General features: G+C 72.7%; 27 protein-coding genes. 11 read left to right on the top strand and 16 right to left on the bottom strand.

What is annotated here, in order from left to right; genetic code table 11:
* From F9B16_RS15850 to F9B16_RS15835, 4 genes are all read right to left on the bottom strand, one after another.
* On the bottom strand, positions 1-417 hold a 417-nt coding region (locus F9B16_RS15850; protein ID WP_151540834.1), incomplete at its 3' end, for an AMP-binding protein.
* Positions 418-448: 31 nt separating this feature from the next.
* Positions 449-1,612 carry a nucleotide disphospho-sugar-binding domain-containing protein gene (locus F9B16_RS15845; RefSeq protein ID WP_151540833.1) on the bottom strand — a complete coding sequence of 388 codons (1,164 nt, stop codon included), beginning with the start codon at positions 1,610-1,612 and terminating at the stop codon, positions 449-451.
* Between the two features lie 163 nt (positions 1,613-1,775).
* Entirely contained in the window at positions 1,776-2,483 is a 708-nt protein-coding gene (locus F9B16_RS15840) for an ABC transporter permease (protein WP_151540832.1), read from the bottom strand.
* Complete coding sequence (locus F9B16_RS15835; protein ID WP_151540831.1) at positions 2,480-3,430, bottom strand: ABC transporter ATP-binding protein; 951 nt, start codon at positions 3,428-3,430, stop codon at positions 2,480-2,482. Before F9B16_RS15835 ends, F9B16_RS15840 begins: the two co-directional genes overlap by 4 nt.
* 193 nt (positions 3,431-3,623) lie before the next feature.
* On the opposite strand from F9B16_RS15835, the gene F9B16_RS15830 reads away from it, so the two are divergent.
* The gene (locus F9B16_RS15830; RefSeq protein ID WP_151540830.1) at positions 3,624-4,265 is read left to right on the top strand and encodes an antibiotic biosynthesis monooxygenase family protein; all 642 of its coding nucleotides are present in this window, start codon (positions 3,624-3,626) and stop codon (positions 4,263-4,265) included.
* Positions 4,266-4,386: 121 nt separating this feature from the next.
* On the opposite strand, the gene F9B16_RS15825 is transcribed toward F9B16_RS15830, so the two are convergent.
* The 3 genes from F9B16_RS15825 to F9B16_RS15815 are packed head-to-tail and all read right to left on the bottom strand — an operon-like array spanning position 4,387 to position 7,144.
* The gene (locus F9B16_RS15825; protein ID WP_151540829.1) at positions 4,387-5,163 is read right to left on the bottom strand and encodes an NAD-dependent epimerase/dehydratase family protein; all 777 of its coding nucleotides are present in this window, start codon (positions 5,161-5,163) and stop codon (positions 4,387-4,389) included.
* Complete coding sequence (locus tag F9B16_RS15820) at positions 5,163-6,167, bottom strand: Gfo/Idh/MocA family protein (protein ID WP_151540828.1); 1,005 nt, start codon at positions 6,165-6,167, stop codon at positions 5,163-5,165. The genes F9B16_RS15825 and F9B16_RS15820 overlap by 1 nt, the downstream gene beginning before the upstream one ends.
* On the bottom strand, positions 6,164-7,144 hold the full coding sequence (locus F9B16_RS15815) for an NAD-dependent epimerase/dehydratase family protein (protein ID WP_151540827.1): 981 nt from the start codon (positions 7,142-7,144) through the stop codon (positions 6,164-6,166). The genes F9B16_RS15820 and F9B16_RS15815 overlap by 4 nt, the downstream gene beginning before the upstream one ends.
* Positions 7,145-7,369: 225 nt before the next feature.
* Here F9B16_RS15815 and F9B16_RS15810 point away from each other — a divergent pair, with 225 nt between their 5' ends.
* The 3 genes from F9B16_RS15810 to F9B16_RS15800 are packed head-to-tail and all read left to right on the top strand — an operon-like array spanning position 7,370 to position 10,933.
* The gene (locus tag F9B16_RS15810) at positions 7,370-8,458 is read left to right on the top strand and encodes a glucose-1-phosphate thymidylyltransferase (protein WP_151540826.1); all 1,089 of its coding nucleotides are present in this window, start codon (positions 7,370-7,372) and stop codon (positions 8,456-8,458) included.
* A complete protein-coding gene (gene rfbB, locus F9B16_RS15805) occupies positions 8,455-9,438 on the top strand; it encodes a dTDP-glucose 4,6-dehydratase (protein WP_151540825.1) in 984 nt (327 codons plus the stop codon). The genes F9B16_RS15810 and rfbB overlap by 4 nt, the downstream gene beginning before the upstream one ends.
* Positions 9,439-9,451: 13 nt before the next feature.
* The gene (locus F9B16_RS15800; protein WP_225991662.1) at positions 9,452-10,933 is read left to right on the top strand and encodes an NDP-hexose 2,3-dehydratase family protein; all 1,482 of its coding nucleotides are present in this window, start codon (positions 9,452-9,454) and stop codon (positions 10,931-10,933) included.
* 102 nt (positions 10,934-11,035) lie between these two features.
* Here F9B16_RS15800 and F9B16_RS15795 read toward each other — a convergent pair whose 3' ends face one another.
* Positions 11,036-11,824 (bottom strand): AfsR/SARP family transcriptional regulator, encoded by a 789-nt coding sequence (locus tag F9B16_RS15795; RefSeq protein WP_151540824.1) that lies wholly within the window; start codon positions 11,822-11,824, stop codon positions 11,036-11,038.
* A 143-nt stretch (positions 11,825-11,967) separates the two neighbouring features.
* Complete coding sequence (locus F9B16_RS15790; protein ID WP_264159710.1) at positions 11,968-12,597, bottom strand: response regulator; 630 nt, start codon at positions 12,595-12,597, stop codon at positions 11,968-11,970.
* Positions 12,598-12,934: 337 nt separating this feature from the next.
* On the opposite strand from F9B16_RS15790, the gene F9B16_RS15785 reads away from it, so the two are divergent.
* Positions 12,935-14,023 carry a MupA/Atu3671 family FMN-dependent luciferase-like monooxygenase gene (locus F9B16_RS15785; RefSeq protein ID WP_151540822.1) on the top strand — a complete coding sequence of 363 codons (1,089 nt, stop codon included), beginning with the start codon at positions 12,935-12,937 and terminating at the stop codon, positions 14,021-14,023.
* Positions 14,020-14,619, top strand: a complete 600-nt coding sequence (gene ssuE, locus F9B16_RS15780) for an NADPH-dependent FMN reductase (RefSeq protein WP_151540821.1) — start codon at positions 14,020-14,022, stop codon at positions 14,617-14,619. Before F9B16_RS15785 ends, ssuE begins: the two co-directional genes overlap by 4 nt.
* 100 nt (positions 14,620-14,719) lie before the next feature.
* Here the strand turns inward: ssuE and F9B16_RS15775 are convergent, their stop codons facing one another.
* The 3 genes from F9B16_RS15775 to F9B16_RS15765 form a co-directional block, all read right to left on the bottom strand.
* Positions 14,720-15,028, bottom strand: coding sequence for a phosphopantetheine-binding protein (locus tag F9B16_RS15775; RefSeq protein ID WP_151540820.1), 309 nt, complete (start codon positions 15,026-15,028; stop codon positions 14,720-14,722).
* 64 nt (positions 15,029-15,092) lie between these two features.
* On the bottom strand, positions 15,093-16,601 hold the full coding sequence (locus F9B16_RS15770; protein WP_151540819.1) for a class I adenylate-forming enzyme family protein: 1,509 nt from the start codon (positions 16,599-16,601) through the stop codon (positions 15,093-15,095).
* Positions 16,602-16,605: 4 nt separating this feature from the next.
* Positions 16,606-17,634 (bottom strand): ketoacyl-ACP synthase III family protein, encoded by a 1,029-nt coding sequence (locus F9B16_RS15765; protein ID WP_151540818.1) that lies wholly within the window; start codon positions 17,632-17,634, stop codon positions 16,606-16,608.
* Between the two features lie 129 nt (positions 17,635-17,763).
* On the opposite strand from F9B16_RS15765, the gene F9B16_RS15760 reads away from it, so the two are divergent.
* The 5 genes from F9B16_RS15760 (at position 17,764) to F9B16_RS15740 (ending at position 22,934) form a co-directional block, all read left to right on the top strand.
* On the top strand, positions 17,764-18,942 hold the full coding sequence (locus tag F9B16_RS15760) for a glycosyltransferase (RefSeq protein ID WP_151540817.1): 1,179 nt from the start codon (positions 17,764-17,766) through the stop codon (positions 18,940-18,942).
* A 71-nt stretch (positions 18,943-19,013) separates the two neighbouring features.
* Positions 19,014-20,183, top strand: coding sequence for a nucleotide disphospho-sugar-binding domain-containing protein (locus F9B16_RS15755; protein ID WP_151540816.1), 1,170 nt, complete (start codon positions 19,014-19,016; stop codon positions 20,181-20,183).
* 196 nt (positions 20,184-20,379) lie between these two features.
* Positions 20,380-21,096, top strand: coding sequence for an ABC transporter permease (locus F9B16_RS15750; RefSeq protein WP_192808814.1), 717 nt, complete (start codon positions 20,380-20,382; stop codon positions 21,094-21,096).
* 108 nt (positions 21,097-21,204) lie between these two features.
* Positions 21,205-22,332: a sensor histidine kinase gene (locus F9B16_RS15745; RefSeq protein WP_192808813.1), complete on the top strand. Its 1,128-nt coding sequence runs from the start codon at positions 21,205-21,207 to the stop codon at positions 22,330-22,332.
* Positions 22,329-22,934 carry a response regulator transcription factor gene (locus F9B16_RS15740; protein WP_151540813.1) on the top strand — a complete coding sequence of 202 codons (606 nt, stop codon included), beginning with the start codon at positions 22,329-22,331 and terminating at the stop codon, positions 22,932-22,934. The genes F9B16_RS15745 and F9B16_RS15740 overlap by 4 nt, the downstream gene beginning before the upstream one ends.
* Before the next feature lie 66 nt (positions 22,935-23,000).
* On the opposite strand, the gene F9B16_RS15735 is transcribed toward F9B16_RS15740, so the two are convergent.
* The 4 genes from F9B16_RS15735 to F9B16_RS15725 all read right to left on the bottom strand — a co-directional run bounded on the left by F9B16_RS15735 (position 23,001) and on the right by F9B16_RS15725 (position 26,189).
* Positions 23,001-24,467, bottom strand: coding sequence for a glycosyltransferase (locus F9B16_RS15735; protein ID WP_404800499.1), 1,467 nt, complete (start codon positions 24,465-24,467; stop codon positions 23,001-23,003).
* Positions 24,448-24,606, bottom strand: a complete 159-nt coding sequence (locus tag F9B16_RS50890) for a hypothetical protein (RefSeq protein ID WP_192808812.1) — start codon at positions 24,604-24,606, stop codon at positions 24,448-24,450. The genes F9B16_RS15735 and F9B16_RS50890 overlap by 20 nt, the downstream gene beginning before the upstream one ends.
* A 214-nt stretch (positions 24,607-24,820) precedes the next feature.
* Positions 24,821-25,705: an alpha/beta fold hydrolase gene (locus tag F9B16_RS15730; protein ID WP_151540812.1), complete on the bottom strand. Its 885-nt coding sequence runs from the start codon at positions 25,703-25,705 to the stop codon at positions 24,821-24,823.
* A 190-nt stretch (positions 25,706-25,895) separates the two neighbouring features.
* Positions 25,896-26,189 (bottom strand): DUF1330 domain-containing protein, encoded by a 294-nt coding sequence (locus F9B16_RS15725; protein ID WP_151540811.1) that lies wholly within the window; start codon positions 26,187-26,189, stop codon positions 25,896-25,898.
* Positions 26,190-26,239: the final 50 nt, after the last annotated feature.

Genomic DNA, 26,239 nt, shown 5'->3' with positions numbered 1-26,239 from the left:
CAGGTGCCAGACCGGCGCCGGCAGGCCGGCGACCACCGCGGCGGCGAGCCCGTCCACCGCGGCCTCGGTCGCGGTGTCGGTCACGACGAGCGGCGCCTCCAGGCGCGCGACCAGCCGGGCCAGCCTGCTCGGCGGCCACCGGCCGTCGAGGGCCGCGTAGGCGGCGCCCCGCTTCAGGACCGCGAGCAGCACGGCGATCATCTGTGGCGAACGGTTCATCAGCACGGCGACGAACCGGCCCGGGCCGACCCCCGCCGCCTCCAGCACCGCGGCGTGGTCGTCGGACGCGGCGTCGAGCTCGGCGTAGGTGACGTGCCGGTCGCCGTGGACGATGGCGGTCGCGTCGGGCCGGCGGCGCGCGCACCACTGGAACAGCTCGTGCATCGTCTGACCCCGCGTGTAGCGCGTGGCAGCCATCTGATCTCTCCGTCCCGGCCCGTCCGCCCGGCTAGGCCCGCGCACCGGCGTGCTCTTCGAGGAAGCCGACCACGTCGGCCGGATCGGGCATCCCGGCGATCTCGGCCTGCACCAGGCGGGCGCGCGAGACGTAGCCGGCGCCGAGCACGGCGGAGACGGCCGTGCCGATGGCGGAGACGCCGGGCAGCTCCGGGTCGTTCAGGCTGATCCCGGCGCCCGCGGACTCGACCAGGTCGCCCCAGTGCTCCTGCGCGCTGTTCCGCGGGACCACGACCTGCGGGATCCCGGCGTCGAGCGCGATCATCCCGGTCCCGAACCCGCCGTGGTGCACGACGGTGTCGCAGGTGGGCAGCAGCACGTCCAGCGGGAACGACTCGACGGCGCGCACGCCGTCCGGCAACCCCTCGCCGCCGTGCCCGGCCACCACGACCTCCGCGCCGAGCTCCTGGACGGCGTGGATCGTCCGGCCGAGGAAGCCCTCCAGCGAGGCGGTGGTCACGCCGCCGGTCACGCAGACCCGGGGGCGGGTGCGCGGGGCGCCCACCCAGTCGTGGACGATCCCCGGGCCGCCGTACGGCACGAAGCGCATGTCGACGCGGCGCACCGGGTGGTCGGGGCGCAGCCGCGGCGGGCAGGCGTCGATCCAGGTCGCCGGGCCGACGAGCGGTTCCACGCCGAACCGCTCGAACAGCCGGGCGTACTCGGGGGTGACGTCCTCCGGCTTCTGCACCGCCACCCCGGCGGCGAGCCCCCAGGAGTTGCCGACCGCCGGGGCCCCGGTCACGGCCGCGGCGACCAGGCCGGCGGCCGCCGCGGTGTCGTGCAGCACCAGGTCGGGCTTCCAGGAACGGGCGAACGCGACCAGGTCGTCGGCGACCAGGTCGGCGATGCCGATCATCTTGGCCGTCAGCGCGGCCTGGATCTCGGGGGTCAGCCCGGCCGGGCGGCCGTCGCGGGTCGGCGGCACCGGCGCCCGGCGGCGCGCCAGGGCGGGCCGCACCGGCACCGCCGAGGCGGTGCGGCTGGCGTCGTCGTCGCCGATGGACACCGCGGGCAGGCCGGACCGGGTGACCAGCCCGACGCACTCCGGCCGCGCCGCGACCCGGACCTCGTGCCCGGCGAGCCGGCACGCCCAGCTCAGCGGGATGATCCAGGGAACGTGGGCCGGGCCGTGCGCCACAACGAGGACACGCATGACGTCACCTCATCTCGATGGGACGGAAACCCTTGCCGAGAGAGCGTGACGGTCACCGCTCAACGCGCGGTCTTGGACGGTTGGAGGCTCGTCCGAGCCGACCCGGTCCCGAGCCGGCCCGGGGCGGCCCGCACCGCCCGGGGCGCCCGGGGCGCCGCCGCGGTCAGCTGTAGCGGCCGCTGCGGCGGTAGGCGAAGGCCGCGAGGGCGGCGAAGGCGGCGGTCCAGGCGAGCAGGACGAACGTGGCGAGCGCGGGCGGGGCACCGCCCTCGCCGACCCTCCGGGTGAACTCGCCGTATCCGTAGACCGGGTTGAACTTGGCGAGGGCCTGCAACCATCCGGGGAAGGAGTCCAGCCCCAGGAACAGCCCGCCGAGCAGGCTGAGGCCCACGTACACCAGCGTGCCCACGACCTGCGCCATACGGGCCTCGCACAGGTAGCCCACGCTGAGGCCGAGCAGGGCGAGCGGTGCGATGCCGAACCACAGGGCGAGCAGGACGGCGACCCACTCTCCGGCGCCCAGCGGGACGTGCTTGTAGAACGCGCCGAGCAGGCTGATGAGAGCGATCGGGAGCACCGCGAGGACCATCGCGCACAGCCCCCGCGCGACGACGACGTCCAGCGGGCTGAGCGGCGTCAGCCGCAGCAGCCGCAGCCAGCCGCGCGAACGGTCCTCGGCGATGCTGGTGCCGTTGGTCACCACGACGCCGAGCGCGCCGAACCCGGCCGTTCCGACGAGGTTCTGCACCAGGTCGCCGTGGGAGCCGTGGCCGAGGAAGAGGTAGATGACGACCGGCACCACCAGGCTCGCCATCAGGTAGCCGCCGTCGCGCGCGAGGCGGCGCAGCTCCAGCCGCAGGTAGGCCGTCATCGGCCCGCGCCCCCTTCGGCGCTCGCCGAGGTGAGGGCCACGAAGGCGTCCTCCAGGTCGGCGCCCGCGACCTCCAGGTCGCGCATCGGGACGCCCGCGCCGGCGAGCGCCGCGACGGTCGCGTCGGAGTCGGTGGTGGTCAGCACGACCCTGCCGTGCAGGACCCGCACCTCGTTCACGCCGGGCAGCCCGGCCAGCCGGTCCAGGTCCTGGTCCTCGTGGCGGAACGCGACCGTGCGGCCGCCCGCGGCCTTCTTGATCTCCTCCGCCGGGCCGTCCGCGATCACCTTGCCCTTGGCGATGACGATGATGCGGTCGGCGTTGTCGTCGGCCTCTTCGAGGTAGTGGGTGGTGAAGACCACCGTGTTGCCCTTCTCGGCGTAGTCGCGCATGGCCTTCCAGAGCTGGCGCCGCGACTCGACGTCCAGCGCCGCCGTCGGCTCGTCCAGCACGACCAGCCGCGCGCCGCCCGCCAGCGCGAGCGCGAACCGCACGCGCTGCATCTGGCCGCCGGAGAGCTTGTCCACCCGGCGGCCCGCCAGGTCCGCGATCTGCGCGAGCTCGAGCGTGTGCGAGACGGCGGGGGCCTGGGAGCCGTACGTGCCCGCGACGAAACCCACCAGCTCGCCGACGGTCACCCGCGGCACGAGCTGGCCCTCCTGCAGCATGGCGCCGACCCGGCCGGCTCGCACGGCCTTCTCCGGCGGCATGCCGAACAACTCGATCGAGCCCGCGTCCGGCGGGAACAGGCCGAGCATCATGTGGACGGTGGTGGACTTGCCCGCCCCGTTCGGGCCGAGCACGGCCACGGTCTCACCCGGCCGCACCGCGAACCGCACGCCGCGCACCGCCTCGACCCGACCGAACGACTTCACCAGATCGTCGCAGCTCACCGCCGGTGTCTCGGCGTCGGTGGCGACGGCCTCGGAAACAGCAGACTTGGTCATGCGGAGACGATATAAACCGTCGCTCGACGCTCAACAGAGCAGAAAATAAGGACCTCGACCTGACAGATGCACTACCCGGCGAACCGGCCGGGGCGACGGGCCCGCCCGCCTCGCTGGATTCCGGTTCGAGCCGCATTCCAAGCGCTCTTGTGACGATTCGGCTGCCCAACCAAGCCAGCGAAAGGTCGCACCGATGGACGAGCCGATAATCGCGATTGCCAGGTTCTCCCTGAAGGAGGCCTACCGAGCCGAGACCGAGCGGTTCGAGAAGGCCATGGACCGGTTCCGGACGGCGGTCGCGGGCGCGGCTGGCCTGCGGCGGACGCTGCTGCTGCGCGGTGCCGGGCAGCCCGGCGAGTACGCGCTGCTGACCTGGTGGCGCGACGCCGACGCGCACCGTTCGGTGATCGGCGAGCTCAGCTTCTTCGTCGAGGTCACCGGCGAGCTGATGCTGCTCGGCGACCTCACCGCGGCGAAGGCTGCGACGCTGAGCGCGTACGTCGCGCCCGGCGCCGACCCGGCGGAGGCCGGGATCGTCGCCTGCACCGACTTCGCTCTCAACGACCCCGCGTCCGCCGAGGACTTCCAGCGCGGCTTCGCGGCGAAGGCCGACTTCATGCGCGCGCAGGAGGGCTTCGTCGCCCAGGAGTTCCTGCAGTCCAAGTCGCAGGTGGGCGGGTACCTCAACCTCGGCTGGTGGCGCGACATGGGCGCCCTCCAGGCCTCCTTCCAGAAGCCGGAGTTCGCCGAGGACATCCAGAAGACCGCCGCGGTGGCCGTGGTGAAGCCCGCCGTCTTCGAGGTCATGTCCGACTCGGTGTTCCCGGCCTCCTGATCCGGGACGCGAAGGGCCGGGCGGCGATCACCGCCCGGCCTTCTTTCGTGGGCCCGTGCCCCGCGCCGCGACGGCCCCTGCCCCGCGCAGCGACCGCTCAGCCCGGCGCTGTGACCGCTGCTCAGCCCGGCGCCCCCTCCAGCTTCAGGTCGCCCGTCGCGTAGTACGGCAGGTACCGGTCGAGGAGCCCCTCGTAGTAGCCGGGGCCGAAGCCCATCCCGGTCACGGCCGGGACCAGGCGGCGCAGCCGGCGGGTGGACACCGGCTGGGCGGAGGCGGGCGCGTCCACGTAGGTGTGCCGCGCCGGCGTCCCGAGCAGGGTCTCGACCCGGCCGACGATGCTCTCGACCGGCACCGGGACGCCGGACGCGACGTTCACGACCAGCCGTTCGGGGGCGCCGGCGAGCAGCGCGTCGACGATGGTCACGACGTCCCTGATGTCGATGAGGTCGCGGCTGGCGTTGCGGTAGATCCGCACGTCCCCCGCCTGGACCTGCCTGGCCAGCGCGGGCAGGAGCTGGTGCGGCGGCTGGTGCGGGCCGACCACGTGCCCGAGCCGCAGGATCAGGTAGTCGACGCCCGAGGCCGCGAGCACCGCCTCCAGCGCGAACTTGTGCCTGCCGTAGGCGGTGGCGGGGAAGACCGGGCCGTCCTCGGTTCCCGGTTCGTCGCCCGGGACCGAGTACATCCCGGTCGAGGCCGTGGAGAAGAACACCAGCCGTTCCCCCGGCTCGCACGCGTGGATGACGTCGAACAGCAGCGCCGCCTCCCGGTCGAAGGCGCGCTGCGGGGTGTCCCCGGCCGCCGACACCCCCGCGGCGATCACCGTGACGCCCTTGTGGGAGCCGGCGAGCGGCGCGAGATGCCGGGCCAGGAAGCCGCTTCCGATGATCCTCATCAGGCTCCCCGCCTCCCGCCGGTCACGACCGTCGCGGACCGCCGTATCTCCTCCACCAGTTCCGCCTGCCGGAGCGCGTCCTGCGCCCACCGGGCACGGCCCTCGCCCGACAGCGCCAGATCGGCGAAGCGGCGGACGGAGCCGGCGAACTGGTCGTCCGGCGCCAGGGTGATCTCCTGGACCCCGTCCGCGCGTTCGATGCGGATCAGCGGCTTGTGGTCGGCGGGCGGGGTGAAGGCCCGGTCGAGCCGCAGCGTTCCCTCGGTGCCCCACAGTTCGTAGAAGCAGCGGTAGGCGTTCTCCAGGCCGAAGGTGAGATGCGCGGTGACACCGTCCGCCGACCGCAGCAGCGCGGCGCCGCCCATGTCCACGCCGAGCGCCGGGTCGTGCCGCAGCACCGCGCCGGTCACCGACAGCGGCCCTCGCAGCAGCAGCCGGGCGGCCCGGATCGGATATCCGGCGACGTCCAGCAGCGCTCCCCCGCCGAGGTCCGCCTGGTAGCGGATGTCTCCGTCGGGACGGCGCGGGATGGTGAACGCGGCGTGCAGCGCCCGCACCTCCCCGATCGCCCCGTCCGCCACCAGCCCCAGCACCTCCCGGTGTTGCGCGTGGTGGACGAACATGAAGTTCTCCATCAGCGCCAGCCCGCGGTCGCGGGCCGTCGCGACCAGCCGTTCGGTCGCCGCGGCCCCGGTCGTCAGGGGCTTCTCGGCGAGCACGTGCTTGCCCGCCCGCAGCGCCTTCCCGGCCCATTCGTCGTGCAGGCCGCTGGGGAGCGGGACGTAGACGGCGTCGATGTCGGGCCGCGCGAGGAGGTCCGCGTATCCGGTGACCGCCGCGCAGCCGAACTCGGCCGCGAACTCCCGCGCCTTCGCCTCGCTCCGCGACGCGACCGCCACCAACCGTACGCGCGGGTCCGCCCGCAGGGCGGGGATCGCGCGGCGCCGGGCGATGTCCGCGCACCCGATCACGCCGACTCTGAGCACTGCCTTCTCGCGGGTCATATCGCCGCCTTGGTCGGGTCTGCCAGGGACGCCCAGAGTCCGTGCAGCGACTCCTCGGGCGAGTACACCGGCCGCCAGCCGAGCGCCTCGGCGGCCAGGGAGATGTCCAGTTGCTGCCGGCGCGCGCCCGAACCGGGCGAGATCGTCCCCGCCGCACGGTCCAGGCGGTCCCGGTCCGCGCGTTGCCGGTCCTCGACGACGAGGTCCGTCGGTACGCCGCTGATCTCGATGAGCCGCCGCACCAGGCCGTCGATCGCGACGGCACGGCCGCCTCCGATGTTCACCAGCGGCGGCACGGGACGGGCCGCGACCGCCGCCAGGACGGCGTGCCCCAGATCGCGCACGTCGACGACGTCGCGATGGCCGCCGAGCGAGGCCAGCCGCACGCGGGCGCGCCGGTCCTCGGCGTGCGCCTCGGCGAGCCGGCCGCCGACCATTCCGAGCAGGCTCCCCGGAGGGCCTCCGGGTCCGACGACGTTCGCGACCCGCAGGACGACGGCGTCCGCCGCGCCCTCGCGCACGGCGGCCAGCACCGCCTCGGTGGCGCAGAGCTTGGTACGGCCGTACGGATTGACGGGTGCGGCGGGCGTGTCCTCGGTGAGGACGCCGCCCGCGGGCGCCGCGCCGTACTCGTGGACGGTGCCGAGCTGGATCAGCCGCGGGCGGCGGTCGAGGCCGCGCAGCGCGGCGAGCAACTGCTCGACCAGCACGACGTTCGACTCGAGCATCTGGGCCTCGCCCGCACCCCACACCGCGCCGGCCGCGTTGACGATGACGTCCGGGGCCTCCTGCCGCAGCAGGTCGGCCAGCGGGCGCGGAGCCGCCGTCGCGTCGAGCACCCTCGTCCGCACGGCGCCCTCCACCGGGCAACCGGGCGCGTTCCGCACCACCGCCACCGGTAGCGCGCCGTGAGCGGCCAGGACGCCGCAGAGATGACGCCCGACGAAACCGCCCGCGCCGAGCACGACCGCACGCATGCCGAGATCTCCGTTCGCCGGGGTCGCTGATGTCCGCAGATCGTCACGCGGCCGGCTCGAGACCCCGTCCGGTCCGGCTCAAGGTCCCCGGCGTCGCTCCGGGACGGGTGCGGCGCGGGGGACCAATCGGCTTCGAACCGTCCTCCATCACGGCGCCCGACCATCAGGTGCTCCCCTTCCCATCCGCTCGTGCGGTCGCGACAGCGGACAGATGAAAGAGGACAGATGAGAGCGCTTGTGTTGTCCGGAGGGACGGGCTCACGGCTCCGTCCCTTCACGCACTCCCTTCCGAAGCAGCTGATACCGGTGGCCAACACGCCGGTCCTGGTGCACGTGCTGCGCAACCTCCGGCGGCTCGGGATCGACGAGATCGGGATCATCGTCGGCGACACCCGCGCGGAGATCGAGGCCGCCCTCGGCGACGGCGCCGAGCACGGCGTGCGGATCACCTACATCCCCCAGGAGGCGCCGCTCGGTCTCGCCCACTGCGTGACCATCGCCGAGGACTTCCTCGGCGACGAGGACTTCGTCATGTACCTCGGCGACAACGTCCTGCCCGACGGGATCGAGGCGGCCGCCGACCGGTTCCGCGAGGAGCGCCCGGACGCCCTGATCCTGGTCACCAAGGTCCCCGACCCGCAGGCGTTCGGGGTGGCCGAGCTGGCCGACGGCGACCGGGTGAGCGCGCTGGTGGAGAAGCCGGAGCGTCCGCGCAGCGACCTGGCGGTGATGGGCGTCTACTTCTTCACCTCGAAGATCCACGCCGCCACCCGGGCGATCGTGCCGAGCGCGCGCGGCGAGCTGGAGATCACCGACGCGATCCAGCACCTGGTCGAGCGGGGCGGCGCCGTCGTCGGCCACCGCTACGACGGCTACTGGAAGGACACCGGCACCATCGACGACCTGCTGGAGTGCAACCGCGTCATGCTCGACCGCCTGGAGGCCGGCGTCCGCGGCGAGGTGGACGAGAGCAGCGTGCTCACCGGCACCGTGGTCATCGAGCCGGGCGCGGTCGTGACCGGCTCGCGCGTCGCGGGCCCGGCCGTGATCGGCCGCGGCAGCAGGATCAGCGGCTGCCGGATCGGCCCCTACACCGCCGTCGGCCCGGACTGCGAGCTCGCCGACTCCTCGCTGGGCGACTCGATCATCCTCGAGGGCGCGTCCGTCCAGGGCGTGCAGGGCCTGCGGGGCTCGCTCGTCGGCCGCTGGGCGCGGGTCCGCGCGGAGGCCGAGGAGACCTACATCGACCGGTTCGGCGGAACGGACCGGCGGCTGCTGGTCGGCGACCACTCCCGGGTGGAGGGCTCGGCATGAGCGGGCCCCGCACGAGGGTGCTCGTGACCGGCGGGGCCGGGTTCATCGGATCCCACTACGTGCGGACGATGCTGGCGGGCGGCTACGCCGGCTTCGAGGACGCCGAGATCACGGTGGTGGACCTCCTCACCTACTCCGGCAGAACCGCCAACCTGCCTTGCGACGACGCCCGGATGCGGCTCGTCCGCGGCGACATCTGCGACCAGGCCCTCCTGCGCGAGACGATGCGCGGCCATGACGCCGTCGTGCATTTCGCGGCCGAGTCGCACGTCGACCGGTCCCTGGTGGGCGCGGCCGACTTCATGCGCACGAACGTCCTCGGCACCCAGAGCGTGCTCGACGCCGCCCTGCACACCGGGGTCGAGACGGTCGTGCACGTGTCCACCGACGAGGTGTACGGCTCGATCGAGACGGGGCAGTGGACCGAGGAATGGCCGCTGGAGCCGAACTCGCCGTACGCGTCCTCCAAGGCGAGCAGCGACCTGGTGGCGCGGTCCTACTGGCGCACCCACGGGCTGGACGTCCGCGTCACGCGCTGCTCCAACAACTACGGCCCCTACCAGCACGTCGAGAAGCTCATCCCGCGCTTCGTCACCAACCTGCTGAGCGGCGCCACGGTCCCGCTCTACGGGGACGGCACGAACGTGCGGGAGTGGATCCACGTCGACGACCACTGCCGCGCCCTGCAGCTCGTGCTGACCCGGGGACGCGCGGGGCAGGTCTACAACGTCGGCGGCGGGACGGCGCTCAGCAACCGGGAGATGACCGAGCTGCTGCTGGAGCTCTGCGACGCCGGCTGGGACCGGGTGGAGCACGTCGAGGACCGCAAGGGCCATGACCTGCGGTACGCGATCGACGACTCCAAGATCCGCCGCGAGCTCGGCTACGCGCCCGCCATGGACTTCGCCACCGGCCTGGCCCGGACCGTCGAGTGGTACCGGAGCAACCCGGCCTGGTGGAAGCCCCTGAGGAACGAGTGATTCGGAGCCCCCCATGACCGACGACATGACCACCACGATCGACCGGCCCGCTCCCGGGATACCGCCCGGCGCGCGGATCCCGCCCGGCGCGAACGAGGACGATTCGCGGCGCTTCACGCTCTCGGCGCTCACCGAGGACAGTCGCGTGACGCCCAACGACGAGCTGGCCGCGTGGCTGGCCGAGCGCACCGAGGCCAACCGCTTCGAGGTCTCCATCGGCCCGATCTCCGGGCTGGCCGGCTGGCGGATCGATCCCGAACGCGGCGACCTGTCCCACGAGAGCGGCCGGTTCTTCTCCATCGAGGGCCTGCGGGTGCAGGTGGACGAGCGGCGGTGGGCGCAGCCCATCATCAACCAGCCGGAGATCGGGATCCTCGGGATCCTGGTGAAGGAGTTCGACGGGGTCCTGCACTGCCTCATGCAGGCGAAGATGGAGCCCGGCAACGTGAACACGATCCAGCTGTCCCCCACCGTGCAGGCGACCCACAGCAACTACACCGGGGTACACGGCGGGCGGCCCACCCGCTATGTGGAGTTCTTCCGCGCTCCGCGGGCGGGCCGGGTGCTGGTCGACACGCTCCAGTCCGAGCAGGGCTCGTGGTTCCTGCACAAGCGGAACCGCAACATCGTCGTGGAGACCGAGGAGGACGTCCCCGGGCACGAGGACTTCCGCTGGCTCACGTTCGGCCAGATCCGGCGCCTGCTGACCGCCGACAACGTGGTCAACATGGACTCGCGCACGGTCCTGTCCTGCGTCCCGTTCGCCGCGCCCCCGTCCGACGCGGCGGGCGAGGGCGCGGACCGGGGCGCGGACGGGGACGGCTACCGGGCGGCGCTGTGCCGGTCGATGGCGGGCGCCCCCGGCCGGCACACCGACGACGAGGTGCTCAGCCTCCTCACCGAGGCGCGGATCCGCCAGCGGCTCGTCCAGCGCACGATCCCGCTGGACGAGGTCGAGCACTGGCGCCGGTCCGACGAGGAGATCACCCACGAGGACGGCCGGTACTTCCGGATCGTCGGCGCGGAGGTGACGGCGACCAACCGCGAGGTGGCCAGCTGGTCGCAGCCGCTGCTGGACCCGCACGCGACCGGGGTGGCGGCGTTCCTGGTCCGGCCGATCGACGGGGTGCTGCACATCCTCATGCAGGCGAGGACGGAGGCGGGATCGCTGGCGGGCGCCGAGCTGGCGCCGACCGTCCAGTGCATCCCGGGCAACTACCGGGGGCGCCCGGCGCCGCCCTATCTCGCCGAGGTGCTGGCCGCGCCGGCCGAGCGGATCAGGCACGACTCGATCCAGTCCGAGGAGGGCGGCCGGTTCTACCGGGCGCAGAACCGCTACCTGATCGTGGAGACGCCCGCCGGGTTCGCCCCGGAGGACGTCCCCGAGGACTTCGTCTGGATCACCGTCGACCAGGCCATGGGGCTGCTGCGGCACGGCAACTACCTCAACGTGCAGGCGAGGAGCCTGGTGGCCGCCCTGCCCACGACCTGGTGACCCGCGGGCACGGCGCACACCCGCCGAAACCGTGATCCCGCGGCCGTCCAGGACGGTCGCGGGATCACGATGCGGGGTGCGGGCGGTCCGGCCCGGGCGGGCTCAGCCCACCCCGGCGAAGGTGCCGGTGGAGCGCGGCCGTTCCGTGGTCAGCACCTGGAGCTGGAGGTCCTGGAGCTCCGATGACGGCTCCAGGCCCAGTTGCTCGTCCAGGATGCGGCGGGTGTCCTCGTAGGCCCGCAGCGCCTCGCCGCGGCGGCCCGAACGGTGGAGCGCCTCGATGAGCCGGCCGTGGAACCACTCGTGCAGCGGGTGGGAGGCCACGATGGTGCGCAGCTCGGGGATGAGCTCGCGGTGCCGGCCCAGTTCCAGGTCGGCGCGGACGCGCATCTCCAGCGCCTCGACGCGCAGCTCTTCCAGCCGCGCGACGTGGCCCTCCAGAAGCGGGCCGCGTGCGACGTTGGCGAGCGCGGGACCGCGCCACAGGGCGAGCGCCTCGCCCAAGCGGTTGCGCGCCTCTTCGGGACGCCCCTCCTCCAGCAGCCGCCGCCCCTGCGAGGTGAGCCTGCCGAAGATCTGGGCGTCGAGCTCGTCGTCCTTGACGCGCAGGACGTACCCCGGGGGGCGGGTGAGGAGCTTCGGCTCACCGGAGCCGGGCACCTCGTAGGAAATGAGCGTCTTCCGCAGTTGGTAGATGTAGGTCTGCGCGGTGGTGACCGCGCTGCGAACCGGGGCCTGATCCCACAGTTCCTCGATGACCGCGTCGGTGCCCACGATCCGATTGGCCCTCATGAGCAGCAGGCTCAGCACCTGGCACACCTTGGGGGCACTCGGCATGTAGACCTCGTCGCCGTCGACGATTTCGAGAGTTCCGAGTACGCCAAACCTCATTGGCCGTCCTCTTCCTTTCCGGTCGTAGGAGCACTTTCGCCGACCGAAGTCGAAATCAGACTAGCCATGACATTTACCCGCACGCCAGGCACTTGCAGCCAACGAGTAAGCCGACTATTCCTTAGGAAACATAGGGGGTACCCCTAGCCCGCCCGGACTACCACCCCGCCGCCCTGAATCAGCCCGGCCTCGATGGCCTTGTTCACGGCGTCCATCCTGGATTCGGCGTCCAATTTAACGAAAACGTTTCGCAAATGCCGCTTCACGGTCTCCTCGGAGATGTGCAGCCGTTCACCGATCTGCGCGTTGCGCATGGCCTGGGCCGCCAGGACGAGCACGCCGCGCTCCCGCTCGGAGAGCCTGACCTCGGGCGCGGCGTGCATCCGGCGCAGGCTCGTCCGGGAGATCGACAGGGTGATCCGGCCGCTGCCGGTCCGCGCCGTGCGCACGGCCGACAGCAGCTCCTCCAGCCCGGAGCTGAGCAGCAGGTAGCCGCACACGCCGAGGAGCAGCAGCTGCCGGGTGAGCCGCGGATCGTCGTGCGGGCTGATGACGACCACCCGGGTGTCCGGGGACGCGTCGCGGAGCCGGCCGAGCGTCGCCGCGGTGTCCTCGCCGGGGATCTGGGCGTCGAGCAGGACGACGTCGGGCCGATGGCGGGCCGCCTCGGCGACGGCCGCGTCCGCGTCGGCGACCGCGGCGACGACCCGCATGTCGGGCTCGGCGTCCATGGCGGCGCGGATCGCGTCCCTGAACAGCGGATAGTCGTCCACGATGATCACTGTCAGGGGTGCGTCCGCCGTACCGGCCATGGTGCCCGTCCCTTCCAGCAACGCCGCTCTACCCCGATTGGATTGCTATCCAAGTCTTGGTTCTGCCCAATCTCTGGACCAGATCACTTCATCCCCGATCGCTGATGACACTTGTCACATGGGCCGCCGGGAACGGCCGGCCACCGGTCGCGGCCGGAATCGATGCAGGTCAGACGGGTGACGACCGGGCTGGCCGCCTCCTCTAGCGGCGTTCGAACCCGGCCCTCGACACTGGCCGGGACGAGGCGGACGACCGTGCCGCGCCGTGTGTCGCGCGGGCGAGTGAGGAGCGGATCTCATGGAGCAGCCAGAGGGGCAGGCGGCCGGGCCCGGCCTCGGGTTCGGCGTCTTCTTCTTCGCCGCCGTCGGCGCGTCGGCGGCCGAGACGTACCGGCTCATGCTCGACTGCGCACGCGGCGCCGACCGGCTCGGCTTCGGGTTCGTCTCCACGCCCGAACGCCACTTCCACCGCTTCGGCGGCGCCTTCCCCAACCCGGCGGTGACCTCGGCGGCCATCGCCGCGGTGACCGAGCGGGTCCAGATCCGGGCCGGCAGCGTCATCACGCCGATGCACCCGGTCATCCGCGTGGTCGAGGACTTCGCGATGGTGGACGCCATGTCGGGCGGGCGCGCGGCGATGTCGGTCGGCTCCGGCTGGAACGTCAACGACTTCGTGCTCGCCCCCGGCGCGTTCGAGACCCGCCGGCAGCGGATGATCGACGACATCGGCGCGATCCGGGAGGCCTGGCGGACCGGCGAGTGGAAGGGCGAGAACCCGCGCGGCGAGCAGGTCGAGCTGCGCGTCTTCCCCCGGCCGGTCAGCGCGGAGCCGGAGCTGTGGATCACCGCGTCCCGCAGCCCGGAGACGTTCCGGCAGGCGGGCGCGCTCGGCACCAACGTCCTCACGCACCTGGAGAACCAGGACCCCAAGGCGCTGCGCGAGAAGATCGGCATGTACCGGGAGGCGCGCCGCGCCGCCGGCCACGACCGCGGCAAGGTCACCGTCATGATGCACACCTACGTCGCCGGGACCGACGAGGCGGCCCGTGCCGTCGCGGTCCCGGCGCTGAAGCGCTACCTGCTCACCGCCATCGACCTGGAGTCGGCCGCGGTGAGCGCGGGCGGCGGGATGAGCGGCGGGCGCGAGGGCCGCGACTTCATGTCGGCGGAGGACGCCCGCGCGCGGCTGGCCGAGCTCGGTGTCAACCGCTACCTCGACGGCAACTCCCTCATCGGCTCGGTCGGGACGTGCGCCGCCACGGCGCGGCGGCTCATGGAGTCCGGCGCGGACGAGCTGGCCTGCCTGGTGGACTTCGTGGACGAGCCGCGGCGGGTGCTGGACGGGCTGGAGCGCCTGGCGGAGGTCCGGGACAGGGTCTCCCGATGAGACGGACGGACGTGGCCGCCCCGGCCCTCCAGAGCGGGCACGCGGCGGCGCCGGAGGTCCTCACGATCGTCGGCAGCCCGTCGCGCACGTCCCTCACGGCCTCCGTCGCCGGATACGTGACCGGGCGCGTCGCCGGGCAGGGCTTCCACACCCGCACGACCGCGGCCCGCGAGCTGCCGCCCGCCGCGCTGCTGGCGGGCGACGCGGCCCACCCGGTGATCGGCTCGGTCGTCGCCGCGGTGGAACGCGCGGCGGGCCTGGTCATCGCCACGCCCATCTACCAGGGCGCCTACTCGGGCCTGCTGAAGAGCCTCCTGGACGTGCTGCCGCGCCACGCGCTGCAGGGCAAGCCGATCCTGCCGCTGGCGACCGGCGGCTCGATGGCGCACGTCCTGGTCCTCGACTACGCGCTGCGGCCCGTGCTGGTCGCCATGGGCGCCGACCACATCGTCCGCGGCGTGTTCGTACACCAGCGGCTGGTCACCGTCGGCAGGGACGGCGGGATCACCCTCGACCCCGATATCGAGGGGCCGCTGGAGCGCGCGGTGGAGGTCTTCACCGCCGCGCTCGACGTCGAAGGGGCCCGGTCCGCCTGAACGGCGGCCGGGCCCCTTCGGCCTCGGCCTTCTCGGCCTCGGCCTTCTCGGCCTTGGCGCTCTCGGCCTTGGCCTTCTCGGCCTGGTCCGGCTTTCCGGGTCAGGCCTCGCGCTGTTCCTCCACCGCCGACCACACGGCGGCCGGCGTGGCAAAGGTGCGCCCGTTCAGCGCCGAGTCCGGCAGCGTCACCCGGTAGGCGTTCTCCAGGCGCAGCAGCAGCTCGATCGTGGCCATCGAGTCGAGCCCGGCGGCCTTGAGGTCCAGGTCGGGCGTGATGGGCTCGGCCCGCTTGGCGGCGGGCAGCACCCCGCGCAGCAACTCGACGAACCGCTCGTCGAGCGCGTCGCCGGCCGGCGTCTCCCTGCCGGCCGGCGTCTGCCTGCCGGCCAGGGTCTCCCTGTCGGTCATGGTCTCCCTCTCGTCACGCGGTGCTCTCGTCAACGCCGGGTCTCTCGCCAGTGCCGGTCGCGGCTCACCCGAGCAGCTCGGTGAGCCGCCGCTTGTCGGTCTTGCCGTTGGGGGTCAGGGGCAGGCCGGTCACCGGGCGGCAGTCCGCCGGGACCTTGGCGTCCTCGAGGCGCTCGGCCAGTCCGGCCAGGACGTCCGCGGCGGGCAGGTCGGTCACCGCGAACACGGTCAGGTCGTGCCCGTCCGCGGGCGGCAGCACGGCGGCGGCCTCCACGCCCGGCACGTCCACCGCCGCCGCCTCGATCTCCTGGCAGGACATGCGGACGCCGCGGCGCTTGAACAGGTCGTCGCGGCGGCCCTCGAAGTACAGGTGGCCGTCGGCGTCCAGCCGGCCGTAGTCGCCGCTGTGCAGCCGCCGCTCGCCCGTCTCCGGGTCGCGCCGGAACCGCTCGGCCGTGAGCTCGGGCGCGTTCCAGTAGCCGTCCATCACGTGCGGGCCGGAGACGACGATCTCCCCGGTCTCCCCGGCGGGCACCGGCCGGCCGTCCTCCCCGAGGATCGTCACCCGGGTCCCGGTCAGCGGGCGGCCGAGCGCGTGCGGCCTGTCCAGGTCGCCGTCCGGTTCCATGATCGTGGTGCGCTTGCACTCGGTGGTCCCGTACATCAGGGCGATGCTCGCGGTCGGGAACGCCGCGCGCAGGCGCGCCGCGAGCGGCGGCGTGAGCGCCGCGCCGGTGTTGGTGAACAGCCGCACCGCGGGCGGCTCGGCGGATCCGCGCCCGACAAGCCGGATCAGCATCTCGGCCAGGGACGGCACCACCGGCACGACCGTCGCGCCGTGTGCGCGCATCAGCGCGGGCAGCCGTACGTGCTCGTCCGGGCCGGACAGGACCAGGTGCGCGCCCGCCTGCACCGAGAGGAAGACCTGGTAGAGGCCGTAGTCGAAGGACAGCGGGATCGCCGTCAGGACCACGTCGTCCGACCGGTAGCGCAGCCGTTCGGCGATCGCGGCCGCCGCGAACGTGATCGCCCGGTGCGGACTCATCACGCCCTTCGGCGCGGCCGTGCTGCCGGACGTGTAGATGAGCAGGCCCAGCTCGTCCGGCGACACCTCGGGGCGCGCCGGCTCCGGCTCCTCCGGCCCGCCGAGCGCGATCTCCTCGACCTCCGGCCAGAACTTCTCCAGCATGTGGACGTGCGGGCCCGGCGGCACGCCGCCGTCGGTCTCGGCCGCGACGACCAGCGCGGGCGCGCAGTCGTCGAGCACCGCGTTCAGGTGGTAGGCCTTCATTCCGGCGCCGATCGGCACGAACACCGCGCCGTGCCGGAGCGTGCCGAACAGCATCGCGACGAACTCGCGGACGTTCCCGATCCGGGACAGCACCCGGTCGCCGCGGGCCACGCCGCGTTCGCCGAGCCACGTCGCGAAAGCGGCCGCGCGCGCGTCGAACTCGGCATAGGTCCAGGTGCCGTGAGCGTCGGTGACGGCCGGGGCGTCCGGCCGTTCCGCGACCGCCGATGCCGGCAGGTGGTGTACCAGGTCGTGCGTCAGGTCGTCGGCCACTGTTCTCATCCGCCTACCACCCCGGTGTTTCCAGCAGCTCGACGACGGCCGCCGAGCAGGTGAACCCGGCTCCGATGCCGTAGAGCATCACCCGGTCGCCCTCGCCGACGGCGCCGGTCACGACCAGGTGCTCCAGCGCCGCGCAGTAGTCGCCCGTACCGACGTGACCTGTGCGTTTGGCGAAGGCCCAGGTGGTCCGTTCCTCCGGGACACCGAGCACGTCGTGGAGCTGGAACTCGCCCTTCGCGCGGCCGGTGCCCGGGATGATGACGTAGGAGATGTCGTCCATCTCCACCCCGGCATGGGACAGCGCCTCGAGCTTCACCCTGAACATCGCGCGCGCCTGCCGCAGCGAGATCTCCGACTCGTCGTGCGCCTTCCGGTACTGTTCGGCGCGTTCCTCGAGCAGGATCGTGCGTCCGGCCGCCGTCGAGACGGCGGTGAACGGCTCCGACCCGCGCGCGAGGCCCTCCAGGGTGTTGTCGGCGATGGTCGAGGTCGACAGCAGCCGGGCGAACCCGCCGCGCGTCGACAGCACCGTCGCGGTGGCCCCGTCCGCGTAGGCGACGCCGGGCCGGAGCGTCCACCGGGTCACCCCGGCCGGACCGAACCGGTCCGCGGTGGTGACGAGGGCGGCGTGCCCCGGCCGGACGCCCATCGCCAGCTGGCCCGCGGCCAGCTCCAGCGCGCTCACGCCGACGCTGCACCGCTGCTGCACGTCGAAACCGGGCACGTTGTCGCCGATCGTGCGGCCCGCGATGTAGGAGGCGGCGGGCCAGATGTCGAGCCCCTGGAACCACGTGCTGCCGTGCAGGATCAGCGAGAAGTCCTCCGGGGCGGCCCCCGAGCGCTTCACCGCGGTCTGCGCGGCCTCGACCGCCATGTCGGGGGGCGCGACATCCTCGGCGACCAGCACCGACTCGTAGCCGTAGTCGTCGATCCATTCCGGACCGATCACACCGGCGTCGACGGCGTCCCGTACCGGAACCGGGCGGGGAAGCCAGGTCCCGAGGCCCGCGAGGTAGACCGATTCCCAGCGCACCGAAGCTCCTTCTCCGTAGTGTCCCGGCGTGCGTCCATGCTGGGCGGCCGTCCTCGAGCCGCGCTGGAAGCCCCGTGCAGCCCGCTCCGGCTCGAGCGGGCCTCGTGGCCGCCCCGGCACGATCCGACCATGCGGATTCTGTTCACCGTGCACGCCGCGGTCTCCCATCTCCGGCTGGTCGTCCCCGCCGCCCAGGCCGCGGCCCGGCGGGGCCACGAGGTCGCCGTCGCCTCCGCGGCGAGCATGCGCGCGGAGACCGCCCGCTACGGCCTGCGCTTCTTCGAGGCGGGCTACGACTGGGGCGAGAACCGCGACACGGTCCTGGCGCTGGCCCCCACGCTGGTCACCCGCGACCAGGCCGCCTACGAACGGGTGCTGACCCATGACTGCGTCCTGGGCCGCCCCGCCCTGGACATGGCCCGCGACCTGCTGGAGGTCACCGGGTCCTGGCGGCCGGACCTCGTCGTCCGCGAGGGCGAGGACATGGCGGGCTACCTGGTGGCCGAAGTCCTCGGCGTCCCGCACGCGGGGATCGCCGGCGGGTCCACGCACCTGCTGCCGCCGGACGTCGTGCGCGACCCGCTGAACCAGTTGCGCGGCGAGCTCGGCCTGCCGCCCGACCCCTCGGAGCTGACCTGCTACCGGTACCTGCTGGCGAGCCTGCTGCCGCGCGAGTACGTCCGCGACGACCTGGTCTCCGAGACCCTGCGCTGCTACCGGCAGACCGCCCCCGAACGGCAGGACGAGCGGGTCCCCGGCTGGCTCGCCGAGCTGCCCGCCGGGCGGCCGGTCGTGTACGCCTCGATCGGGACGATCGCCCAGTCGATGCCGTGGCAGTCCGACGAGGTGCTCACCTCCGTCGTCGCGGCGCTGGGCGGCATCGAGTGCTCGGCGATCGTGTCGGTCGGTCTCGACCGGGACCTGGACGCCTTCGGCGCGGTGCCGCCGCACGTACGCCTCGTCGATTCCTGGCTGCCGCAGCCGCGGCTGCTCCCGATGTGCGACGTGTTCGTGACCCACGGCGGGTTCAGCGGCATCCGGGAGGGGCTCACGGCGGGCGTCCCGCTGCTGGTCACACCGATGTACGACGACCAGCCGCACGCGGCGGCGCGCTGCGCGGAGCTCGGGGTGGGCCTGTCGGTGCCCGGTCCCGACGCCACGCCCGCCACCATCGGCGCGGCCGTCCGGACCCTGCTGTCCGACCCGGCGTACCGCGACCGGGCACGCGCCATGAGCCGCCGGATCCTCGCCTCGCCGCCCATGGACGAGCTGGTCGACGACCTGGAGAAGCTGGCGACCCGCCGGTGACGAGCTCCAGGCGGCCCGCCGCCGACCATCCGCCGCTGACCACCTTCGAAAGATGAAAGGCAGAGAACGCGATGCGAGTCCTTCTCACTGCGCTGGTGCCGAGCCACCTGATGCCGATGGTCCCGCTGGCCTGGGGACTGCGAGCCGCCGGCCACGACGTCCTGGTCTGCGGCATGCCCGAGGTCGTGGCCGCCGCGCGCGAGGCGGGCCTGCTCACCCGCCCGATCGGCCCGGAGGAGAACGAGACCGCCCGGCTCGCCCGCCCGGGCGCGATCGCGCGGCCCGCGGTGACCGGACCCGGCGCGCCCGGTGAGGGCCACTGGGAGCGGGCCGGGCGGCGCTGGGAGAAGCGGCTGCGCGGCTACCTCGACGGGTTCCTGGCCCTGGCGCGCGACGTCCGCCCGGATCTGGTGGTGACCGACCCGGTGGAGTTCGGCGGGCTGATCGTCGGAGAGGCGCTGGGCGTCCCCACGGCCGTCCACCGGTGGGGGCCCGACACCGTCACCACGGTTCTGCACGAACGGGCCAAGACCGCGCTCGCCGGGCTGTGCGCCGAGTACGGCGTGGACGCCTTCCCCGATCCGGGCGTGATCATCGACCCGTGCCCGCCGAGCCTGCGCGACCCCGGCGCCGCGCCCGCCCGGTCGGTGCGGTTCGTCCCCTACAACGGCACCGGAGTCCTGCCGCCCTGGACCCTCGAACCCCGCACCGCGCCGAGGGTGTGCATCTGCCTCGGCATGTGGGGCAGCCAGGCCGTCGGGCAGGACGGTGACCGGGCCGCGGTCGTCCGCGCCGTCGGCGAGGCCGTGGCCGCCGCCGGCGCGACGGCCGTGCTGCCGTTCCCGGCCGAACGGCACGGCGACCTCGGCGACGTCCCCGCCGCGGTGGACGTGATCGACCGGACCCCGGTCGGCCTGCTGGCCGGGGCCTGCGACCTCATGGTGCATCACGGCGGCGGCGGCCTGACGCTGACGGCGCTGCACCACGGGCTGCCGCAGCTGGTGGTGCCGCAGGACGAGCCGTTCCTGGGCGCCACCGCCGAGCTGGTCGAGGACCGCGGCCTGGGGCTCGCGATCGGCGACCCCGGCGCCCGCCGCGACCCGGAGGCGATCGGCAAGGCCCTCACCAGGCTGCTGGAGGATCCCGGCCACCGGCAGGCGGCGGCCCGGATCGCCGGCGAGATGACCGGGCTCCCGTCCCCCGCCGCCCTCGTCTCGCTGCTGGAGGAGACGGCCGGCTAGCGGAGACCGCCGACCAGCCCAGACCGCCGGGCAGCCGAGACCGCCGTGGCAGCCGAGACCGCCCGGTACGGCGATCGCCTAGTGCATGTGTCAGGTCGAGAACCTGATTTTCTCCTCTACTGGCGGCGGTCCGCAGATCAATACCGTCGACAGGACCCCCGACAGACCGATGATCGCGCGAACCCGAAAGAGCGCCATGTTCCCCTATCTCTGGCTCGAACTGCGCAGGCTCGTCCGTGACAGCAGCTACGTGCTCGTGAGCGTGCTGCTGCCGGTCGGCATGTTCCTGCTCTTCTCCAGCCTCGGCGACGAGGCGACCAACCACGACCTCGTCCAGCTCATGGTCGGCATGGCCGGCTTCGGCGCGGTGGGCATCACGCTGAACAGCGGCACCGGCATCGCCGACGACCGGGCGCGCGGCTGGCTGCGCCAGCTGCGGCTGCTCCCGCTCGGACCCGCCAAGGTCGTGGTGGCGCGCGGCCTGTGCGCGATGGCGCTGTCGCTGCCGCCGATCGTGATCGTCTGCGTCGCCGGCGCGTTCAAGGGAGTGGACCTGAGCGTCGCGCAGTGGGCCGGGGTGGCAGCCCTGCTCTGGATCGGCATCGCGCCGGTCGCCCTGCTCGGCCTCGGCATCGGCTACCTGTGCGCCCCGCAGCAGGCCCAGGCGATCGGCCTCGCCCTCTTCGTCGGCATGTCCATGATCGGCGGGCTGTGGATCGAGGTCTCCGACTTCCCCGGCTGGCTGCAGGTCGTCTCCAAGATCACACCGGTCTACAGCTACGCCGAGATCCCGCGGAGCGTCGGCTGGGACCGGGCCCCGCACGCCCTCGACATCGGCGCGCTCGCCGCCTGGACCATCGCGCTGATGGCGCTGGCCCTGTTCGCCTACCGGCGCACCGGCCGCCGCGCCTGACCCGCCGGAGCCGAAAGGATGCGCGGGCGACGTGATTGGGGCAGAGTTCTGAACGGGCACGCACGCCCCTTCCGGACCGATTCCGCAGGGAGCGACACGACGGTGAAGGTGAGCGGCAAGGCCCCGTCACACGAGCAGTTCGACACCCAGCTCACTCCCCTCCCGTTCTACTTCTGGCTCGTCATCGCCACCGGCACGGCCTCCGGCGTGCTGGACGGCGATCTGCAGCCCACCTGGCTGGCGGGCCTCGGGCTGACCGCGTTCGCCGTGCTGGACGTGGTGGCGATCCACCTGCACCTGCGTCGCCAGGCCCAGGTCCCGGCGCTGGTCGCGCTCGTGGCGCTCGCCGCGCTGACCGTCGCGATGAACGCCGGGTTCGGCCCCGACACCGATCCCCTGTTCGCGTTGCTGTCGATCGCCTGCGGGCTCATCGTCCCGTGGCGCTACTTCCTGCCGCCCATCGTCGTCGGCGCGGTGTCCGGCGTCGCGGCCCTCATGGCCTGGTGGCAGGGCGGCGACGTCTTCACCCTCTGGTACGGGAGCCTGTCGGCGGGCATCGTGGTGGCGATCCTCACCAGGCTCATGGCCGTCATCAACGAGCTGCGCGACGCCCGCGAGGAGCTCGCCCGGCACGCGGTGGTCGAGGAACGGCTCCGGTTCTCCCGCGACCTGCACGACCTGCTCGGCCACACGCTGTCGGTCATCGTCGTCAAGGCCGAGGGCATCCGCCGCGTCGCGCCCCGGGATCCGGGCGTCGCCGAGCGCTTCGCCGGCGACATCGAGGAGATCGGCCGGGAGGCGCTGCGCGAGGTGCGCGAGGCGGTCACCGGCTACCGCGAGTCCGGCGTCGCCGCCGAGCTGGACAAGTCGTTCGAGACGCTGCGCGACGCCGGGATCGAGTGCGTCATCCGCCAGTCGGGCACCGCGCTGCCCGCCGACGCCGACACCCTCCTCGGCTGGGTGATCCGGGAGGGCGTCACCAACGTCATCCGGCACAGCGGCGCCGGCCGCTGCGAGATCGACGTCCGCAACGACGACCACGAGCTGTCGGTGGAGATCCGCGACGACGGAAGGGGCGCCCCGGACGGCGAGGAGCCATCCGGCAACGGGCTGCGCGGACTGCGCGAGCGCCTGGCGGCCACCGACGGTATCGTGCAGGCGTCCTCCCGTCGCGGCGGCGGCTTCCGCCTTCGCGCCACGCTCCCCGCGCACCGCCCGGTCAAGGAGAAGGCATGATCCGTGTGCTGCTCGCCGAGGACCAGGGCATGATGCGCGACGCCCTGGTGCTGCTGCTGAACCTGGAGGAGGACCTCGAGGTCGTCGCCGAGACCGACCGCGGCGACGACGTCGTGCCGCGCGCACTGGAGACCCGGCCCGACGTCGCGGTGGTCGACATCGAGCTTCCCGGCCGCAGCGGCCTGGACGTCATCACCGACCTGCACGAGCGGCTGCCCACCTGCCGGGTGCTGATCGTCACCACGTTCGGCCGCCCCGGCTACGTGCGCCGGGCGATGGACGCCGGTGCCGCGGGCTTCCTGGTCAAGGACAGCCCCGGGCACGAGCTCGCGGGCGCGATCCGGCGGGTGCTGGCGGGCGAGCGGGTGATCGACCCCGAGCTCGCGACCACCGCCCTGGCGGTCGGCCCGAACCCGCTCACCGAACGCGAGCTCGAGGTGCTGGCGGCGGCCGACCACGGCGCCACCGCCGCGGACATCGCCGAGCTGCTGAGCCTGTCGGAGAACACGGTCCGCAACTACCTGTCGGGGATCATCCAGAAGACCGGCGCGCGCAACCGCATCGAGGCGATCCAGAAAGCCAGGCGCAACGGCTGGTTCTAGCCACTGGACGTTCCATCCCGCAGGCGCCCCAGTGACGGTTGGATCGGCCAGGTGGGTAGGACGTCGTCATCTGCCGGGCTGCTGCCCAGCACCGGTCGGGGCCTCCTCGCGGCCTCGCCCCTCCTGAAAGGAGGACGCGGTCACAGGATTCCCGAGGGAGACTTCGACCGCCTGCCGGGTCCCCCAGTGGCCGACCCGGCGGCAGGTGCACACCGCGTACAGGTACAGCGGCCGCAGGACGAGCAGCCGCCACAGCGCGATCAGCGGCGTGCAGGCGAACAGCGCCGCACGCGACCAGGTGGACTCGTCACTGCGCCGGACGACGAAGATGCGCAAGGCCGACAGGTAACTCAGAACGACCCCCACCTGCAAGCCCGACGACGCCACCGAGCCGAGGTGCTCCCGGTAGTAGGGGTCGAGAAGCAGCATGAACGGCAGGAGCACCGCCAGCACCAGGTGCAGGTACTCGCTCACCGTCATCCAGAACACGGCGCCGGTCACCGGCATGTACCGCAGCCACCACAGATGCCGGACGGTGGTCCCGCGCATCCAGCGGAGCTGCTGCTTCAGGTAGTGGTGGAGCCGTTCGGGGACCAGCGTGAACGCCATCGAGCTCGGCTGGTGGACGGTGTCGCCGGCAAGGAGCGCGTAGAACGTGAGCATGGAGTCGTCGTTCATCTGCATCGGCCGGCCGGCGAACCGCTCGTGCTCGTACACGCCGGCGGCGCGCCGGACCACGCCGCCTCGGTAGAAGGCCAGTGTCCCGGAGTTGATGGTCACCCGCCGCAGCACCGACTGGGCGCTGCGCACGCCGCGCGTGAAGGGCAGGTACAGCACGCACGTCATGCGGGTCAGCAGGCTCGCCGTCCGGTTGAGGACCAGGACGTGCCCGCCCACCGACTGCACGCGCGGGTCCGCGAACGGCAGCAGGCCCTCCCGGACGGCGTGCCGGTCGAGGACGGAGTCGCTGTCGAGCGTGACGAAGACGTCGGCGTCGTCCCCGGCCAGGGCGTGCATCTGCGCGAACCGCTTGCCCCGGTTCGGGGTGCGTTCCCAGGACGTGTCGATCCCGAGCACGGACGCGGCCGCCTCGAAGTCGCGGCGCACGTCGTCGTAGGTGACGGAGTTCCCGCCGGCGTCCACCGAGCCGTCGTCGACGATACGGACGCGGTCCACTCGCCGGCTCTGCTCCAGCACCGACCGCAGGCAGGCCCGCAGCGCGACCGGGTCCTCGTTGTAGACGGGGACCTGGACGGTCACGGTCAGCTCGTCGAGTTCCGGCCGTTGCTCACGGGACGCCCGGTACGGGCGCTCAAGCCACGAGACCGGGAGCCACCACAGCGCGAGGAACGACACCGTCCAGGCCACGTAGGTCGCCTGCAACGGCGTCCGGAAGGTGGTGACGATCGCCACGAGATGGGCCACGGCCCAGGCGGCGAACCCGGCCAGCGGCAGCGCCGCCAGCACGATCCTGATCCGCGGCGGCGCGTACCGCGCGGACGGTGCCCGGAACTCAGCGTTCAAGCGGCCCACGCCCGCGCCGGAACCCGAGCCTCACCAGGACCGTGCCGACCAGCACCAGGCCGAGGCCGGTCGCGGCCAGCCAGACATGACCCATCGCGAACCCGGTATAGGCGAGCGTTCCGCCGGTGGCGGCAGATCCGTACGGCATGGCAGTCCCTCCACAACGGCATGACGATCACTGACGTCCCGCCCCTACCCGCCGAATCGCAAATGATCATCCATCGTTCGCAAAGGGTCACTTCTGGCCGGTAGCCCCCCGCATCCTTCCCCGCAAGGTCGGCGCTCCACGTCACGCGACCACCCCAGGCCCGACGAGCACTCGCCGCGGCACAATTCGCGTCAACCGGCCCCTTTGACGGCTCTCACCCGCCGTCAGGGTGGCTGAAGATCAGGTCGGCTACCTGGTCGGGTGTTTCGCGGGGCGGGAAGTGCCCGACGTCAGGCAGGACGATCCGTTCGTATTCAGCGGTGAACAGCGCGCTTTTGTCGGCGGAGGTCTCGGGCAGGTTGTCGCCGTCGCGTGCGCCGTGCAGGACCAGCGTCGGCACCTGCACGGGGGCGGGTTCGAGCAGGCGCCGCTCGATGTCGTCGTACGTCGGGTCGCCCTGGGCTTCGCCCCAGCGGTGCAGGTAGGCGTGTGCGGTGATGTGAGGCCAGTCATCGTTTTCCCAGGCGTCCGCCGCCTGCGCGAACTCCGCCTCCTGGAACTCCCATCCCGGGCTCCAGGAGCGCCACAGGTAGCGGGCGAACGAGCGGCGGTCTTCGTGCATCGCGCGCCGGCCGCGCTCGGTGGCAACGAACCACTCGTACCAGTAGGCGTGGGTGAGCGGCCAGCTCAACTGCGCATCGGCCCGGTTGGTGGCGTACCCGGCGGACATCGCCACCAGGCGGGCGACCCGCTGGGGGAACAGCGCTCCGACCACGTAACCGGCTCGGGCGCCCCAGTCGTGTCCGACCAGCAGGACCTGATCGAGGTCGAGGGCCTCCAGGAAGCAGGCCAGGTCGTGCCCGAGCGCACCGATCTGCCCGCTGCGCATTTTGCGATCGGAGCGGAAACGGGTCGGCCCGAAGCCCCGCAGGTACGGCCGGTACACCCGGTACCCGGCGTCATGCCAAGCCGGCAGCAGTCCACTCCAGCAATGTGGATCGTCTGGCCAGCCGTGTACGGCCACCAAGGGTGCCCCGTCCTCTGGGCCGCTCACCTCGTAGCCGATGTCCAAGTCCGCGGTCCGGGCGAACTCGGTCATATTGATCACCCCTGTGTGGGGGCTGCCCGGCGCCGACCGGAGCAAACGAGAGCGGACACGGCAGACCGGCGGCTCTGCAGTTGCGGAGAACTACCTCCGCGCAGGTCAAGCGGACGTTCGTACTTCTTAAGGATTCCGCCCCGCCGTTGTCTTCTTCGGAGGTTCAGGTGGGCGATCTCGTCGGGTTCGCTCAGTCGATGCCTTCGACGATGCGGAAGTCGCGCTCGACGCCGTCGGGGAGGGCGACCAGCGCCTTCTGGTACGCCTCGCTCTCGTATGTCGCGACGGCCTGTTCAAAGCTGTCGAACTCGACCAGAACGACGCGTTGCGTGATTCCGGCCTCGTGGGCGACGACTCGAGCGCCACGGGACAGGGTGCGCCCGCCCCCAGCCTGGACGGCCTGACGTGCCAGCTTGTTGTAGGCGGTCAGGCTCTCGGGGTCGGAAATGGCGGGGTAGACACTGACCCAGTAGCCCTTAGCCATGAAAACCTCCTGTGTTCGGCCGGACACGTCCGACTTCGAATTGACACTCG

The organism is Actinomadura montaniterrae (assembly GCF_008923365.1).
Classification (GTDB): Bacteria; Actinomycetota; Actinomycetes; order Streptosporangiales; family Streptosporangiaceae; genus Spirillospora; species Spirillospora montaniterrae.
This window is presented reverse-complemented; position numbering and strand designations above follow the sequence as displayed.